9 protein-coding genes are annotated in these 17,449 nt (G+C 43.9%); 2 read left to right on the forward strand and 7 right to left on the reverse strand.

The features are described 5' to 3' along the window. Positions 1-183: 183 nt before the first annotated feature. Positions 184-1,617 (reverse strand): M20/M25/M40 family metallo-hydrolase, encoded by a 1,434-nt coding sequence (locus tag HY063_05575; protein ID MBI3501247.1) that lies wholly within the window; start codon positions 1,615-1,617, stop codon positions 184-186. A 51-nt stretch (positions 1,618-1,668) separates the two neighbouring features. Beyond that, positions 1,669-4,266: an LPS-assembly protein LptD gene (locus HY063_05580; protein MBI3501248.1), complete on the reverse strand. Its 2,598-nt coding sequence runs from the start codon at positions 4,264-4,266 to the stop codon at positions 1,669-1,671. Between the two features lie 91 nt (positions 4,267-4,357). Here HY063_05580 and HY063_05585 point away from each other — a divergent pair, with 91 nt between their 5' ends. Both HY063_05585 and HY063_05590 read left to right on the forward strand, forming a co-directional pair. Beyond that, a complete protein-coding gene (locus tag HY063_05585; protein ID MBI3501249.1) occupies positions 4,358-5,827 on the forward strand; it encodes an N-acetylmuramoyl-L-alanine amidase in 1,470 nt (489 codons plus the stop codon). Positions 5,828-5,902: 75 nt separating this feature from the next. Next, positions 5,903-6,481, forward strand: coding sequence for a hypothetical protein (locus tag HY063_05590; protein MBI3501250.1), 579 nt, complete (start codon positions 5,903-5,905; stop codon positions 6,479-6,481). Between the two features lie 104 nt (positions 6,482-6,585). On the opposite strand, the gene HY063_05595 is transcribed toward HY063_05590, so the two are convergent. The 5 genes from HY063_05595 to HY063_05615 all read right to left on the reverse strand — a co-directional run. Next, the gene (locus HY063_05595) at positions 6,586-8,835 is read right to left on the reverse strand and encodes a T9SS type A sorting domain-containing protein (GenBank protein ID MBI3501251.1); all 2,250 of its coding nucleotides are present in this window, start codon (positions 8,833-8,835) and stop codon (positions 6,586-6,588) included. A 6-nt stretch (positions 8,836-8,841) separates the two neighbouring features. Then, positions 8,842-10,719: a T9SS type A sorting domain-containing protein gene (locus HY063_05600; GenBank protein ID MBI3501252.1), complete on the reverse strand. Its 1,878-nt coding sequence runs from the start codon at positions 10,717-10,719 to the stop codon at positions 8,842-8,844. 72 nt (positions 10,720-10,791) lie between these two features. Continuing rightward, positions 10,792-12,399 carry a T9SS type A sorting domain-containing protein gene (locus tag HY063_05605; GenBank protein MBI3501253.1) on the reverse strand — a complete coding sequence of 536 codons (1,608 nt, stop codon included), beginning with the start codon at positions 12,397-12,399 and terminating at the stop codon, positions 10,792-10,794. 39 nt (positions 12,400-12,438) lie between these two features. Beyond that, complete coding sequence (locus HY063_05610) at positions 12,439-16,869, reverse strand: T9SS type A sorting domain-containing protein (protein MBI3501254.1); 4,431 nt, start codon at positions 16,867-16,869, stop codon at positions 12,439-12,441. Positions 16,870-16,941: 72 nt separating this feature from the next. Further along, on the reverse strand, positions 16,942-17,449 hold a 508-nt coding region (locus tag HY063_05615; protein ID MBI3501255.1), incomplete at its 5' end, for a T9SS type A sorting domain-containing protein.

A 17,449-nucleotide genomic window follows, 5' to 3' on the forward strand; every position in this document is an offset into this window, starting at 1 on the left:
CCCAATCTACTGCAGTTAGTGTTACAAAATAAATTCCTTCCTTGTCATCTATTTTATATTTGTCGGACATTAGGCAAACTTACAAAAGCGTTACAAACGTGGCATGACTTCGCACGCGTCACAGACGCGCGCGAGCGGGGGGAAGTATAAACATTGCTATAGCAATTACTTCGCATCAAGCACTCACAACCCGTACTCGCTCACTAAGTAAACCATCATGGTCATTACAATGGCGCCCAGTTCCAGTTCACGCTCGTTTACCTGCTCAAAGGTATCGCGCGCAGTGTGATGGATTATAAAGTAGCGCTGGTTATCGGGCGAGAGTTCCATCAGCGGCACGTTTTGTTTTTCCAGCGGGCTGATATCGGCTCCTCCGCCTTTATGCGTGAAATCGTAGGCGCCATAGGGAAGAAAATAATCTTTCCATGCAAGAATTTTTTTCTTCTTCTCTTCGGGCATCGTTAGGGTGAAGCCGCGCGGAGTAAATCCGCCTGCATCGCTTTCCATGGCGAGAATATGTTTTTCGTTTTTCTTCTTTGCCTGCTCTGCATATTCTGTTGCCCCCCGCAATCCGTTTTCTTCATTCATGAACATGACTGCGCGGATAGTGCGCTTGGGCTTCACTCCAATTTTTTTCAGCGCGCGCAGCACTTCTATGCTCTGCATGGTTCCGGTGCCGTCATCGCTTGCGCCTTCCGCCAAATCCCATGAATCTAAATGCCCGCCCACGGCAATGATTTCTTCGGGATGTTCGCTGCCTTTTATTTCTCCAATCACGTTATAGGATTTCAGTTCTTCCAGCGACTGGCAATTCATCTTCAGAAAGAAATGCAACTGCGGGTCTTCTTTGAGCATTGCCGAAAGAAAGTCCGCATCTTTTGTGCTGATGGCGCATGCCGGAATTTTAGGAAGTGAATCTTTGTATTCCATAGCGCCCGTATGCGGATAATCATCCGTGTAATTCGTCATGGAGCGCACAATGCTCGCCACCGCTCCGTAGCGTGCGGCTTCCGATGCGCCCGCGTGGCGGTACTTCACCGCTTCGCCATACATCTGAAAAGGAATAATCATTTTCACATCGAAGGGATGGTTGAAGAAAACAATTTTCCCTTTCACTCCCTGCGTGCCGAGTTTTTTCAGTTCGTCAAAGTTTTTTACTTCCACCACTTCGGCTGAAATGCCATTTTTGGAAGTGCAAACGCTTCCGCCCAGCGCCACAATGTTTACCGCTCCGCCTCCTCCCACATGCTCGCTCGTTGGCTTAATTCCTGTTTTGTGTGATTCAGAAGGTTTAATAATGCCCATTTCTTTTTCTCCTCTCACCCAGTGCGGAACGGTTACTTCCTGCAGATACACGGTATCAAATCCATAACTCTTCATCAGTTCTTCCGTCCACTTCACCGCCTTTTCTGCGCCTTCCGAACCCGTGAGCCGCGCACCGATTTGCTTGCAGAGATATTCTTCGTTCTTATACACCTGCCCGCTGGTAAATATTTCATCCGAAATTTTTTTGATGATGACAGAATCGGGCTGCCCCCCCGCCCCCCAAAGGGGGGATAATTGAAAAGAGAATATTGAAATTAAAACGCTGAAGAAAAAAGATTTGTTCATACACATAGTTTTTATTTCTTGTTATAGTTCCCCCTTCGGGGGAATTTATGGGGGCTTTTAATTATAATCGTACCAATCTCTCTTTCGTTCGAGTTTCAAATCCTGGAGCACGCTTGCTTTCACATTGAGCGTAAGCATATAACTTCTGCGGAAGCCGAACGGAATCCAGTTCAGGTGCATTTCCCAGCAATGCAAATCGCGGTAAATGTCGAACGATGTAAATGTAAAATTCTTTTTCACAAAGTCGAATCCCGAACGGAAGCCCACTTTCCATTTCTCCGTCACGTTCACATTTCCGCTGAAGGTGAACGATTGAATCACCGTATCGGAAGCGCCCGGCTTTGAATACACCACATTGTAATTCACCGCAAGGTCCCACGGCACGTTGAAGTCAACATAATAATCGGGATGCGACATAATGTAATTCAGTTCATCCACATTTTTCTTCACTGTTTTTTTGCCTGTGGTTTTGGCAGTTTTCTTCTGCGTTAAACTCCGCAAACTGGTGCTGAGCGCAAAGGCGGCATCGGTGAGGCGGTAAAGTTTTCCGTTCACCTGGTATTCAAACTTCTCGATTCTTTTTTTCAGAACATTGTCATACGCATACGGGTCGAGCACGCTGCTTAGGGTAATGTCAACTTTTTTGAACAACCGCGTGCGCGCTGAAAGGTTGGTGGTTGACCAGTTGAAATTCTCTGCGGCAATATTATAAGAAGAAGCGATTCGCAGATTATCAATGAGAACAATTTTTCTATCCTTGGTGGAAGTATCTTTTTTTGCAGGGCGGAGTTTCATCTCTAAATTATTATCCAGCCCCAGCGTAATCACTCCTGATTTTCCCGAAGCAGGCGAACCGAAAATTCCATTCTGAAAAATGGAATACGATTGCGTGTTTCCAAAAGTATTTGTCTGAACATCTTCATAAAATCCATATTGCTTCTGGCTGAAATCAGGACGCCAGCTCAGCGAAGCGGAAGGAGTCATCACATGGCGGATGGCTTTCACTATTCCGTGCCTGAACGCAAACATTCCATATAATTTTGTGCTGGTGGTGAGCGAAGTGGAATAATCATATCCGTATTTGAATGTGCGAAGCGTATCGGTAAAAACTCTGCTGCTGTCCGCATCCCAGCGCTTGTGAATGGTTTGAAAATACCCGTATGCATTGGCGCTGATGGACGGAGAAAAAATAAGCGGTCCCAGATTCCACGAAGTGGTGATGGGTGCCGATGCTTTTATTCCGTTCTGCATGCGGTCGGATAATTTGTTGACGAAGTACGGGTCTTTGAAGAAAGCAGAATCCATGCGGATAAAATTTTTCGCGTTGAAGGAAGGGCTGATTCCTATTTTATCAATCACATTCGGCTTGCCGACAAAATCTCTGCGCTTGAAAGGAAAACGCCTTCCCATAGTGAAAGCCGCATCGGGAAGAGTTACATCCACAATTTTTGTTTTCGTGTTTTGGCTGTGCGAAGCGTTGATGGAAAGATTATTCGGGCTGCCCTGCCACGATTTATTCCACGCAATGTTCGACTGAAAAGTATTGGAGAGATAATCGTTCGCATTGTAGGAATTATATTTCTGGTAGGTGCTTGTTCCTGCATTCACATTGGCGGAAAACCGCGAAGTGGGGCTTGCCTTCGCATCCTGCATGTGCGACCAGCGCAGAAAAAAATCCTGCGTGCGGGAATAATCAGGAAATTCTTTTTCGCTGATTTGAATATTGGAGTAACTCAACTGAACATTGCCGCTGTACTTATACCGCCTGATGTAATTGGAATGCGTCTTTACTCCAAAACTTCCTTTGGAATAAAAATCTCCGCGCAGCGCCAAATCAAAAAAATCGCTCATGCCGAAATAATATCCGCCATCCTTCAGAAAATATCCGAGATTGCTTTCGCCATAAAACGGAATGAGCACGCCCGATTTTCTTCCGGTCTTGTTCGGAAAAATTCCGAAGGGAAGCACTAATGGAAGCGGCACATCACCTATGACAACATACGCTGGACCTGAAATTATTTTATCATCGGGAATCACTTTCAGTTTGGTGGTCTTGATATAAAAATGCGGATGCTCCAAATCGCAGGTGGTGTAGCGCCCGTTCTTCACATAATATACATCGCCTGTATCTTTCTTCGCGTCTCTGGCATGAATGAACGCTTCGCCTTCCACCGTAGTGATTTCGCGAATCTTTCCTTTCTTCGTTTCAAAGTTGTAAGTGATTTCTTTCGCATCAAAACTTTTTTCTCCCTGCTTGAACACCGGGTCGCCAATGGCATTGCCCGCGCTGTCGAGCCGTACATTTCCCGAACTATCGCGCGCACCGCGCGAAAAGGCAATGTTGGTCTTCATGTTGAACTCAATGTAATCGGCATTCAGTTCCAACTCTTCGTACTTCACATTTCCTTCCCCGTAAAGAAAAACTTTCTGGCTGTCCAAATCCATGCGCATGGAATCGCGCGCGCTGTAAATCACTTTTGATTTAATGGCGGACTCGGAAACGGAAGTGTCGGGAGTTGTGGCATGAATCGTGTCAGAAGTTTTAACGTGAGCGGTATCTTGTGCGAAAATGAAAAAAGGAAATGAAAAATAAACGGCAGGCAGAATTAACAACTGCCTGCTGAAAAGAATGGTTGCTGCTTTTTTAACTTTCACTCCGATTAAGTAAATTTGTTTTCTTGGGTAAAACTAAATAAAAAATATAGTTGGCTTCGATACGAAACTCAAACCGCTTCAACATTAAATTGTGAACAAACGCATTCTTGTTTTTTTTATTTCGCTGATTGCTTTTCTGAGCACATCCTTCCTTGTTGTTCGACATGCGGATGAATCAAAAGTTACACCGGAAAATTTTCTCTTAACGAATTTTAACAAAATAAATTCAGGCGGCTCGTTTCCCTTCGGAATAAAAACAGTGGTGATTGATGCAGGGCACGGAGGAAAAGACCCCGGCTGCATCGGAATAACCAATGTATATGAAAAAGATGTGGCGCTGGGCATTGCGCTCAAACTCGGAAAATATATTGAAGAAAAAATCTCCGATGTGAAAGTGATTTACACGCGCAGCACCGATGTGTTTGTGGAACTGGATGAACGCGCTGCCATTGCCAATAAATACAAAGCCGATTTGTTCATCTGCATTCACTGCAACACCGCCTGCTCCATTGACAAGAAAACAAAAAAGACAAATTGCAATCCGGATGTGTTCGGAACGGAAACCTACGTGATGGGCTTGCATAAAACCAACGCCAACCTGAACGTGGCAATGCGCGAGAACTCTTCCATCCTCATGGAAAAAAATTATTCGAAGCGCTACGAGGGCTTCGACCCCAACAGCGAAACCGGTTACATTCTGCTTACCATGCAGCAGAATGCTTACCTGAAACAGAGTTTGAATTTTGCTTCCAAGGTGCAGAAACAGGTGAAAGAAAAAGCCGGGCGGGTTGACAAAGGAGTTCAGCAGGCGGGGTTTCTTGTGCTGTGGCGAACGGCAATGCCGAGCGTGCTCATTGAAACAGAATTTATCTCAAGCCCATCGGCAGAAAAATTTGTGGGCGGAGAAAAAGGGCAGGATTACATGGCGCGCGCCATCTTCAGCGCATTCAGGCAATATAAAGATGAAGTGGAAGGAAAACTTATGAAGTATGAAGATGAGATTGAGAATACGCCCAAGTATGTTCCGGAAAAAGATACTTCCGGTTCGAAAGGAAATAAGGATGCTTCGACTTCGCTCAGCGTGACAAGTGAACTAAAAAAAGATTCGGTAAAGAAAAAAGAACCCGTGATTGAGAGCGAAGAGAAAATTAAAGCTTCACCGAAAGATTCTATTCCTCAACTCATGCCGCGGGTGGATACAGCCAGGTCAGCAGTCAGTACAAAAAAAGATTCTATCCCAAAGTTAAAAGTCAAAAGTGAAAAGTTAGAAGTGAATATAAAAAAAGATTCAACGAACAACGGACAACTAACTACCGGCAACGGGCTAATTATTTACAAAGTTCAGTTCTTGTCTTCTTCGCAGCGCATTCCGCTTGTGTCTGATAAATTCAAAGGGCTGAAAGATATTGGCGAATACCGGGATGGCGCTGCGTATAAATACACCGCAGGCGAATTCAAAACCATTGACGATGCCATGAAGTACCGCGCAGAAATGCAAAGCAAGGGCTATAAAGATTGTTTCGTGGTGAAGTTTAAGGATGGAGCGAGAATGAAGAATTAGTTTCCGGTTGCCTGTCTGCGGTTTACTGTTTAAGTTGTCATGTTGAGCGAAGCGAAACATCTTTTACTTTTACGTATGCGTTTTTCACCAACCGAACTGCATGCCCTTCATAACTCCCGCTTCTTTTACATTAAAGCAAGCGTTACAAAAAAAATGGATGCGCTGCTGGCGCAAACCAGAGATGAAATAAAATCAGTGATTGAAAAAGAAAAAATAATTCTTCCGGCAGAAGCAGATGCGAGCATGGGGAAAATCTTTCGCGGAGAAAACTATCTCGGGCTTCCTTATCTTATACTTGATTACCCTAAATATTTCGGAAAAGATTCCGTGTTTGCATTCCGCACCCTGTTCTGGTGGGGGAAGTTTTTCAGTTGCACGCTGCACGCAGGGGGAATAAGGAATAAAGATATAAGGTATAAGGGAGATGTTCTATCGGGCAAGGGCGTTTATTTCTGCGTGAACGATTCTCCCTGGCAGTATCACTACGGAAAAGACAACTACCTGCTCATTGACAAACTTACGGAAAAGCAAATGCAGGCGCATATCCGGAAAAATAACTTTATCAAACTCTCGCGGAAAATGGAATTGAAGGACTACCGCAAACTGCCTGAGTTTGCAAGGGAAACGTTTGAATTGTTTATGAAGAATGGTTAAGCATTGCTTACTGTATCACCACCTTCTCCGTAAAAACTTTCAAACAAACTCTCCCTCATTCCCTCTCTTTTTGAAAGAGAGGGATGTCCGAAGGACAGGGTGAGTTACTGTATCACCACTTTTTCAGTATAAATCTTGCTCTCGCTCTGCACCTTCATAAAATAAATTCCTTTGGGCTGATTGCTTAAATCAATTGAAAGATTCCTCGCTCCGCTCGGAATGACACTTTGTGTCATTTTTTCTCCAAACACATTGTAAATTTCTATTTTGTATTCATTGCCTGTTGCCGACTGCCCGCTGCCGACTTGTATTTGAAAAATGCCGGAGGAGGGGTTGGGATAAATAATAAGTTGAGAAGCAAAATCTATTTGAGAAACCGCGTTGGGATTATTTGTTTTGTAAATATTGGAACGCGAAGTGTTCAGGTTGGTTGCATTCGGAACCGGATTTTTTATGGTGGGCGTGCAACTGATGCTCCACTGGGTTTCCACGCGCCAGCTCCCGTTTGGGTAAGATGAATAATTGGGGTCAGTTACGGTTTGCTGAGTACCCGATACTCCCGCCACCGTTTTCCAGTTTCCATTACTTAAATCATCACGCCTCAGAATATAGCCCGTTACAGGGTTCGCGGTGTTTTCTATGGCGTAAAAATTCCATGAAAAAGTTCCGCTGTTGTTGGTAGTGTAAATGGTGTTGTGGTAATTACTCATGGCGCTGTAATTTCCGCAGGTGTCGCGCGCCACAAGTTTGTAGCGGTAAGTTCCTTTGTTGGGGTCGCCTGTGTAAGGAAAATATTTTGCAAACACAGTGTCAACAAACATGCTGAGCGAATCAAAAGGCACTGCGCCTACAATTTGATAATTGTTTGTTGTAATTTCCCTGTAAACAATAAAACTATCCACTCCGCCTCCTGCAAAAGGAGTTTTATCCCACAAAACAATATTGTATTGCGAAAGCGAATCAACTGTGACAGCGCAGATGGAAGGTGCGGTTGGTTGTGGAAGAGATGTAATAGTAACTATATCGGATGCACTGCCGCCAATACCATCACTTACTGTTACTGTATTTGTTCCTGCACACAAGCCCGTTGCTGTTGAAGTTGTTTCTCCGCTGCTCCATAAATAGGTATAGGGAGGCGTACCATTTAATACACTTGTACTTGCAGAGCCAGTACATTGATTACTGCAAATTGGATTACCGGTCATTACTGCAGATATGCTAATAGGATCATACTTAAATACTGTTCCATCACTATTTATGCCGCCCGAACTTGTCATTCCATAGAGAATGCCTCCGCCAAAAATAACAGAGCCGTAAGGATTATTTCCGTTTGAAGCGCCATCAAAATCCATGAGTTTGGTATACCCGCTTCCATTGAAATATACTTTAAAGAGGACTCCGGCACCGTATGTGCCGCCTTGATAGGTCATTCCATAGAGATAAAATCCGTCAGTAATAAGAGAGCCATTAGGATTACTTCCGTTTGCAATATTTGAAAAATCGAGCAGTTTGGTATATCCTGTTCCATTGGGCATTATTTTAAAGATGGTTCCGTAACCGTTTGCTCCGCCATTTTGTGCCATTCCATACAGATAGGTTCCGTCATACATAAGGTCACCCGTAGGATAACTTCCATAAAAAGCGCCATTAAAATCAATCAGGTCGGCATAGCCGGTTCCATTGGGCATTATTTTAAAGAGCACTCCCAGATTGTTTGCACCGCCTTTGGCTGTCATTCCGTAAAGAAATGTTCCATCAGAAACAAGAGAGCCAAAAGGAGCTTGTCCGTTTGTTGCATTAAAGTCGAGCAAATCGGCATAGCCGATTCCATTGGGTTTTATTTTAAAAACTGTTCCGTAATTATTTCCACCGCCCGCATTTGTCATTCCATAGAGATAAGTGCCGTCATAAATAAGAGAGCCGTGAGGACTGCTTCCGTCTGAACCGCTTCCGAAATTATGCAGGATTGCATAACCGGTTCCATCGGGCTTTATTTTAAAGATGACGCCATAACCGAATGTACCTCCAAAGGCTATCATTCCATAGAGAAAGGTTCCGTCAGAAATAAGAGAGCCGTAAGGAGTGTTTTCGGTTGTTGCGTTAAAATCCAAAAGTTTGGAATACCCTGTTCCATCGGGTTGTATTTTAAAAATAACTCCATCACCAGTTGTGCCGCCTGCACTTGTCATTCCATAGAGAAATGTGCCGTCAGAATAAAGGGCGCCATAAGGACTTTGTCCGTTTGTTGCGCCTGCAAAATCGAGGAGTTTGGTGTATTGGGCAATCACCGAAAAGCGAAAGAGTACGAAAAATACGAAAAGAGAGAAAGAGCGAAGGAGTAAATGTTTTTTCATCGTGTTTTATTTGTTAATGATTATTTTTTTGTTCACTGTTCCTTGCTCTGTGCTCATTTGCAGAAAATAAATTCCGCTGGGAGCATCAAGACGGATGACGGATGACTGACGACCGATGACGGATGCTGAATACACTCGCTCACCGTATACATTATAAATTTCTACTTGCCTTGCATCTGTCGTCTGTCCTCCGACCTCCAGCGTAAACATTCCGCTGCTGGGATTGGGATACACCTCAACTCCAAACTCTGAACTCCGGACTTCACTAACTCCAATCACGCAAGGAGCAGGAATGGCAAGTGTTCCACCGAGAGTATAAAAGTCCTTGTGAAATGCCTGATAATAAATATTTGCAATCGTGTCATCATGGATGATAAGTGTGTTCTCATCGTTCTTCGTATCGGCAGAGTTTGTCCAGTTGTGTGAGCCCGTGAGCACGAGCGGATCGGAGCAAGTATTGCTTGGGTCAGCAATTAAATATTTACTGTGATAAATATAACTGCCAGTATATTCTTTTAACATACTTCCTAATCCTGTAGTCAGAATATTATAGGTCGTTGGAGAGGAAGACGCAGTATATTGGTCAACAATTCCCGCCACATAAACTCCGCTGTTCTTTTTTGCCACCAGCGAATCGGCATCGTTTGCCAATGTCAATGTATAAACTCCAAAATATAAATCGGTGTTGGCGCTGCTGATGGAAGAAAGAATATGATTGTTTGTTCCATCGCTCGGACTGAAATAAAGTTCTACCAAATGCCCGCCAATCGTAAAATTATGTTTGCCTAAATCGGTTTTGTAAGGACCAAACTTAGAGTTCGTAGAATTAGAAGTCATTCCCGTATCGCCCCACATCATGTTGAACTCCGCTGTGTAAACATGCGCCAGCGCAGAATCCTGAATGCAAACCATGTTGTTGTAATCATTGTTAAACTGATTGGCGTTCCAGTCAAATGAACTTGTGTTCACCCAACTGTTAAGCGCATTGGATGATTTCCATCTTCCGTCAAGAATCACAAACTTGTTGTGCATGATATTGTAATTTGCTCCTGTAGGACTTGCAAGTTTTGGAATGCCCGCATTGAGTGCCGCAAGCCCGGTGTTGGATGCAGCGCCATCATAGATGTAACGGATTTTTATTCCTTTTGCATAAGCGTTATTGAGTGCGGTCGCAATGTTGGAATATCCGCTTGACTGATTATAGTCGTACTGCGCAATGTCAATTGTATTTTTAGCGCGGTTAATATAGGCAATCAGCGTATCATCGGCAGTTTGATTCAGGTAAATTGCATTTTCTCCGGTTGATACGCTGTTATCCACGGGCTGGTTAAAGTAAATCAGAATTTTTCCCGATGACGATGAAGGCGCTGCATTAATTCCTGTGAGAAGAAAATCATCGAATGCAACATTGCCTGCCGATTTTGTATAAGTAAACTGAAGCGCGATTGCAGCAGAGGGCACTGCATATTTTTTTATCGTGCCGCTGGTTGGAATAGGTTTAATCGTGCTGATTGGATTCCAGTTAATGTTGTCGGTTGTATAAAGAGCATCTAACGAACTCACCGTATCGGTGCTCACGCCTTTGAGCCAAAAACTTACCGAGTCGGGGTTAGAAAAAAATGGAGTAGTGATGGTGGCGCCATTCGTTCCGAACTTGTAGGAGTTAGGTCCGCTGGGACCGGAATTGGCAGCGCTGGTGTAATCGCCATTCGTAGTAAATATCCAGCCAGCGGGAACTGTTGCTGCTGTGCCCTGATAGGTTGTAAAGTTTTCCTGAATGAGAATTGATTGTGCATGAGATTGCTTCACTGCGCCAGTAATGACAGCAATAAAAATGATTGCGTTCCGCTTGAGGCGGAATGCAGAGACATAAAGTTTTTTCATCGTGTTTTATTTTATTACTCTCCCCCTTCCCCTCTCTATGCATAGAGAGGGGTGACGAAGTCGGGGTGAGTATTATTTATTGATGATTATTTTTTTGTTTGCAATGCCTTGCTCTGTTTTTATGTGCAGAAAATAAATTCCACCGGGCGCTTGGCTTAAATCAATCGTGAGATTCCTCGCTCCGCTCGGAATGACACTTCGTGTCACTTTTTCGCCAAACACATTATAAATTTCTATTTTGTATTCATTGCCTGCTGCCGACTGCCCATTGCCGACTTGTATTTCAAACAGCCCGCTCGTGGGGTTCGGATAAATCGTCATTTGTAATTCGTCATTCGTCATTTCATTTGTTCCGGTAGCAGTTGCATTCCAGCAATTAGTAATGGGAAGAACCGAAGAACTGCTTGCGCAAGCGGGTAATCCAAACATATCTTCCAGCGTGCGCAGCACATTGTAATGCGTGATGTGCATCGTGTCTTGCCCGGCTTTTACCATTGGTCCACAAAAAATTGTAGTGATGTGATTGCTTGAAATATTATCATCTTCATCAAAACTAAGAATGAACAAACTGTTATGTGTTTTCGCCCACTGAATATATCCGTCCATATTATTTTTTAGCCAAGTGTCGCCTGCGGGAATTGCCACCAATGGATTTGCAATGGGGTTGTGCATATCGTCTGCCAGATTCGGAATCACAAAACAAAGCGTTGGCAGCGAAGAATAATTTCCAGCGGGATAATTTGTAAAGGGCTGATGGTCGGCAGAAGAAATTTGATTGGTGCCCGTGCCCTGCCAGTTTACCCATGGACAATGCTTGCGCACATAATTGCCGGAAATGGAAACAGTATCTCCGGTTGAAGGCAAACTCTCGGCATAACCGGAAAAAGTATAACTGTTCTGTAAAAGTTCAGCGCCCAAATTGCAAGTGCTGAAAGGAGTATTAGTGGCAATGTTATCAGTTGTAACTCCCTGATTGTTTCCTGAAAAGAGCATGATATAATTGGGCTGGCTCGGATGCGTGAGCGCATAAGAATTTACAAACAGCGCGCTATTGGTATCGGTACTCAGTGAATTGATGTATGGCGCTTCCGCAGTATTTCCAATAATGTCGGAGTAAGAATAATTTTCTTCCATCACAATCACAACATGGTCGGGTTTGGGAATAGTTCCCGTAGGAACAAGCGGGGCTTTTTTCAAGAGAAGAAAATCATCGAACGCAACATTGCCTGCCGACTTCGTGTAAACAAATTTTAAATGGATGGCTGTACTATCCACATGATGCCCCAGAGTTGTTCCCGAAGTGGGAATCGGTTTTATTTTTACGAGCGTTGTCCATGTGATGCTGTCGGATGTTTCGTACAGCGTAAGATAACTTGCCGTGTCGGTTGATGAACCCTTGAGCCAGAATGAAACTGAATCCGCTTTTGCAAATGATGGAGTAACAATGGTTGCGCCTGTAACTCCGAATTTATATGAGTTTGGTCCGCTTGTGCCAGAATAAGAAGTAGTCGTGTAATCGCCCTGCCAACTGAAATACCATCCTGCCGGAACAGTGGCTGATGTTCCCATGTAATTGGTAAAGTTTTCCTGAAGGAGGGTGGTTTGCGCGAAGGCAGAATTGATAATTGATAATTGATAATTGATAATTGCAACAGCAACTATGTAAAAATACTTTTTCATCATGTTTTATTTATTGTCCGAACAAAGTTACGGACTCCGTCATTTTGCGGAGATGATTAGTTTTTTAGTTGCAATTCCTTCAGCGGTTTTCAGTTGAAGGAAATAAATTCCACTGGGCGCTGCGCGCAAATCAATGACGGACGACTGACGACCGCTGACTGATGCTGAATACGCTTTTTGCCCAAGCGTGTTGTAAATTTCTATTTGCATTGCGTCTGTCGTCTGTCCTCCGACCTCCAGCGTAAACAGCCCGCTCGTGGGGTTGGGATAAATAATAAGTTGAGAAGCGAAATCTGTTTGAGAAACCGCGATTGGATTATTTGTTTTGTAAATATTGGAGCGAGAGGTATTGAGGTTAAGAGAATTAATAGAGGGATTTTTTGGATTGATAATAGTGGGTGTGCAGGTGATAGTCCAACTTGTTATTACCCGCCAGGTTGCTGTTGCCTGATAAGTTGCATACTGCGGGTCGGTGCCAATCACGGAGGAAGCGCTCAGGGTTTGAATGGTTACATAATTTCCGTTTGATATATTATCGCGCTGCAAAAGATAATTTTGCCTGTAATACATAAAGATACTTTGATGGTAAGGGCTCTTTGCGCTGGTGTTGCCGCAACTATCTTTCACAGCAAGTTTATATCTCCAGGATGTAACATTCGGGTCGCCATTGGCGGCATAGAGTGTGCGCACGGTATCAATGAACCAACTCAGCGAATCGTACGAAACTTTTCCGATTAAGCCGTAAGCATTGTTGGCAGTGTCGCGGTAAATAAAAATTGTATCTCCATGTTTGGTCTGTGCTTTATCCCATATAATTTCATTATTCTGCGAAAGAGAGTCAACGGTAATTGAACAAATGGCAGGAGCGGGCGGAGGATTATTTGTCATTGTGAAAGTTGAGGAAGAAGTGCACCCGTTAGCATCTTCAACGGTAATAGTGTAATTACCGGCTGAAAGTCCGGTTGCAGTTATAGCAGTTCCGCTTTGCCCGCTGCTCCAGAAATAGGTATAAGTTCCTGTACCTCCCATAGCTGTTGCCTTTGCCATGCCTGAACTATCACACACAGGATTGCCAACACTGCTAGCAGAAACACTGAGCGCATTTGGCTGAGAGATAGCGGCAGTGAATGTGGTTGTACATCCGGTGAAATCAGTAACAAGAACACTGTAGGTTCCCGCTGCAAGTCCTGTGGCAGTTTGTATGGTCTGAGAATTATTCCAAAGATAAGTGAATGGAGAAACGCCCACTGTCATATTCACGGTTTCCGTTCCATTGCTTCCTCCATTGCAACTTACATTAGTAACAGAAATAGTTCCCGCAAGCGCAGGCGGCTGGGTAATAGTTGTTGAAAAAGTTTGGGTACATCCGTGCGCGTCAGTAACTAAAACGGAATAGTTTCCTATTATCAATCCTGAAACATTTTGCGTTGAAGAATTATTTGACCAGAGAAAAGTATAGGCAGTTGTTCCGCCCGAAACAGAAATATTAATTGCTCCGTTATTTCCTCCGTTGCAGGTTACATTTGTTTGAGATGAAAGAGAAGCGGATAGAACTGCCGGTTGCATAACCGCAAAAGAATCAACATGGGTCCATCCCCACGCATCTGAAATATTTATGGTATAAGTGCCTGCCATCAGCCCGCTGATGTTTTGTGTTGTTGCTCCGTTCGACCAGAGAAATGTATAAGGAGATGTGCCGCCCGATACGGTTAGATTAATTGCACCATCACTCAATCCATTGCATGAAACATTGGTGATTGCGGCAGTATCTGTAATAGGAGAAGGCATGGTGAGTTTCCAAAGTTCCCTGCCGATAATTCCATCATCGGCACGAAAGAACAAAGTGTTTGCATCAGCCGTAAGCATATCAGGAGTGGATGAACCGGCACCGGAATAAATATCAGAAACCCTTTTAGTGCCTGAAGCAGTGCCTGTGCTTGTCCATAATTCAGCGCCATAAATATCATCAGATGCTGAAAAGAAAAGTGTGTCGTGAAAATTGACTAACGATGAAGGAGAAGAGCCGGCACTTCCCGGATAAATATCTTTTACCATTACAGTTCCTGCGGTTGTTCCATTGCTTTTCCAGAGTTCGGGACCGTTGATGCCGTCATCAGCAGTGAAAAATAAAGTTCCGTTTATGTTAACTAAGTTGGAAGGATTAGAACCGTTTGCTCCGGAATAAATATCTTTTACCATCACTGTTCCGCCTGTTGTTCCATCGCTTTTCCAAAGTTCAATACCATTTGTTCCATCACCTGCCTGAAAAAAGAGCGTGTTGTTTACATTGGTTAAATAATAGGGCCAACTGCCGTTTGTTCCCGGCCAAATATCTTTTACCAAAACAGTGCCCACTGATGTCCCATCGGTTTTCCATAATTCATAATCGTTAACGCTGCCAGTACGGGCATAAAAAAATGTCGTGCCATTTGCATAGGTGAATTGACCGGGGTTTGAGCCACATCCACTACAAGTCCATATATCTGAAATCAGCTGAGTTCCCCCGCTGGTGCCATCACTGAGCCAGGGTTCTGCTCCCAATGTGCCGCTAAAGGCAGGAAAATATAATTTGCCATTTATATTCGCATAATCTGGTTGGGTGTAGGAATATATAGAACCTGAAGTGCCCGTTAGAATATCTTTTATCAACGCTGTTCCACCTGTGGTGCCATCGCTTTTCCATAATTCCGATCCGGTTGCGCTTTGATCCGCATAAAAAAACAGGTTATTATTAACATTGGTAAACATCTCCGGGTTGCCGTTTGCCGAACCGGCAATAATGTCTTTTACCATTACAGTTCCGCCTGTTGTTCCATCGCTTTTCCATAATTCATCTCCATTAGTTCCATTATTGGCATCAAAGAATGCGATATTATTTATTGCTGACACATTCCACGTGCCGGAACCGCCAGCACCCGGATTAATATCTTTCAATAGAGAAGTGCCGCCTGTTGTTCCATCGCTTTTCCAGAGTTCGGGACCGTTTGTGCCGTCATCGGCTAAGAAAAAAACATTAGTGCCGGCAGCAGTCATCTTGTCTATACCGGAAGTGGCAAGGTCGGGAGCAATATTTTTTAAAAGAATAGTTCCGCCTGTTGTTCCATCGCTTTTCCACAGTTCAATTCCATTGGTATTGTTATCTGCCCGAAAAAGTGCAAAGCCGCTTCCTGCTATGAAAGTTGAAGGAGAAGAGCCGGTAATCCCGGCATAAATATCTTTAATCATAACCGTGCCACCCAAAGTTCCATCGCTTCTCCATAATTCACTGCCATTGGTTCCGTCATTTGCTTCAAAATATAAAATACCATTTATGTTTGTAAGGTTAGATGCACTGGAAGTAGTAGCGCCCGGATAAATGTCTTTCACCAACGCTGTTCCGCCTGCCGTTCCGTCACTAAGCCACAACTCAATGCCTGCTGCTCCTCCATCAGTTGCCCTGAAGAAAAGAATGCTGTTTACAACTGTAAGATAAGCAGCGGAAGAACCTCCGGCTCCGGGATTAATATCTTTTACCATCACAGTTCCGCCAGTAGTGCCATCGCTTTTCCAGATTTCATTGTCGCTTGGTCCGTCATAGGCAACAAACACCAGGGTGCCATTAAAATTAACCAATCCGCCAAAGGGAATTCCATTATTTATTCCTGTATAAATATCTTTCACGAGGGTGGTGCCAACGGTGGTGCCGTTGCTTTTCCATAATTCGCTTCCGGTTGTTCCATCGTTGGCAACAAAATATAATGTGCCTCCTACATTTATAAGAGAGTTAGGAGCTGAACTGGTAGAACCGGGATAAATATCTTTTACCATCACAGTTCCTAAAGTTGTTCCATCCGACTTCCATAATTCATAGCCGTTAGTTCCATCATTGGCTTCAAAGAATAATGTGCTGCCAACACCTGCCAGATAACTGGGATTAGAAGAAGTTGCTCCGGGATATATATCTTTCACCATCACGGTTCCGCCAGCAGTGCCATCGCTTTTCCAAAGTTCATTGCCATTAACACCGTCCGTTCCCTGAAAATAAATAGTGTTCCCTGCAACCAGCATGCCGCTCACAAATCCGCTCCCGGAACCCGGATTAATATCTTTCACCATCACAGTTCCGCCAGCAGTGCCATCGCTTGTCCAGAGTTCGGCACCGTGGCTGCCATCGCTGGCAACAAAAAATAATGTCCCGTTAAGATTTACAGCGTTGGAAAAACCGCCAGCACAAGAGCCCGGGCAAATATCTTTCACCATCTTAGTTCCGTTTGCAGTTCCATCACTTTTCCAGAATTCATTTCCGTTACTGCCATCATCTGCGTTAAAATAAAAAACTCCGCCCATGTTAATGAAGCCGCCAGGATAAGAGCTAATTATAGCGGCAGAAGTGTTAATGTCCTTTACCAATTGCACCTGAGAAAAGCAATTGATAATTGATAATTGCCAATTGATAATTAGAAGAAAGGAAGGGAGTAAATGTTTTTTCATTGTGGTTTATTTTATTACTCTCCCCCTTCCCCTCTCTATGCATAGAGAGGGGTGACGAAGTCGGGGTGAGTATTATTTATTGATGATTATTTTTTTGTTTGCAATGCCTTGCTCTGTTTTTAACTGAAGGAAATAAATTCCACTGGGCGCTGCGCGCAAATCAATGACGGATGACTGACGACCGATGATAGATTCTGAATACACCCGCTCTCCGTACACATTATAAATTTCTACTTGCCTTGCGGCTGTCGTCTGCCGTCCGACCTCCAGCGTGAAAACTCCGCTCGTGGGATTGGGATAAATAATAATTTGAGATGCAAAATCTGTTTGAGAAACCGCATTCGGATTATTTGTTTTGTAAATATTGGAACGCGAAGTATTCAGGTTGGTGGCATTGGGAACAGGATTTTTTATGGTGGGCGTGCACGTAATAGTCCAGCTTGTTATTACCCGCCAGGTTGCTGTTGCCTGATAAGTTGCATACTGCGGGTCGGTGCCAATCACGGAGGAAGCGCTCAGGGTTTGAATGGTTACATAATTTCCGTTTGATATATTATCGCGCTGCAAAAGATAATTTTGC

The sequence above is a fragment of the Bacteroidota bacterium genome (genome assembly GCA_016195025.1).
In the GTDB taxonomy this organism is placed as follows: domain Bacteria; phylum Bacteroidota; class Bacteroidia; order Palsa-948; family Palsa-948; genus Palsa-948.

What these genes read in the sequence shown, in the direction of transcription:
- HY063_05575 (MBI3501247.1), bottom strand. Translation starts at nt 1,617, where the DNA reads ATGTGTATGAACAAATCTTTTTTCTTCAGCGTTTTAATTTCAATATTC.
- HY063_05590 (MBI3501250.1), top strand. Translation starts at nt 5,903, where the DNA reads ATGCGTTTTTCACCAACCGAACTGCATGCCCTTCATAACTCCCGCTTC.
- HY063_05595 (MBI3501251.1), bottom strand. Translation starts at nt 8,835, where the DNA reads ATGAAAAAACATTTACTCCTTCGCTCTTTCTCTCTTTTCGTATTTTTC.
- HY063_05600 (MBI3501252.1), bottom strand. Translation starts at nt 10,719, where the DNA reads ATGAAAAAACTTTATGTCTCTGCATTCCGCCTCAAGCGGAACGCAATC.
- HY063_05605 (MBI3501253.1), bottom strand. Translation starts at nt 12,399, where the DNA reads ATGAAAAAGTATTTTTACATAGTTGCTGTTGCAATTATCAATTATCAA.
- HY063_05610 (MBI3501254.1), bottom strand. Translation starts at nt 16,869, where the DNA reads ATGAAAAAACATTTACTCCCTTCCTTTCTTCTAATTATCAATTGGCAA.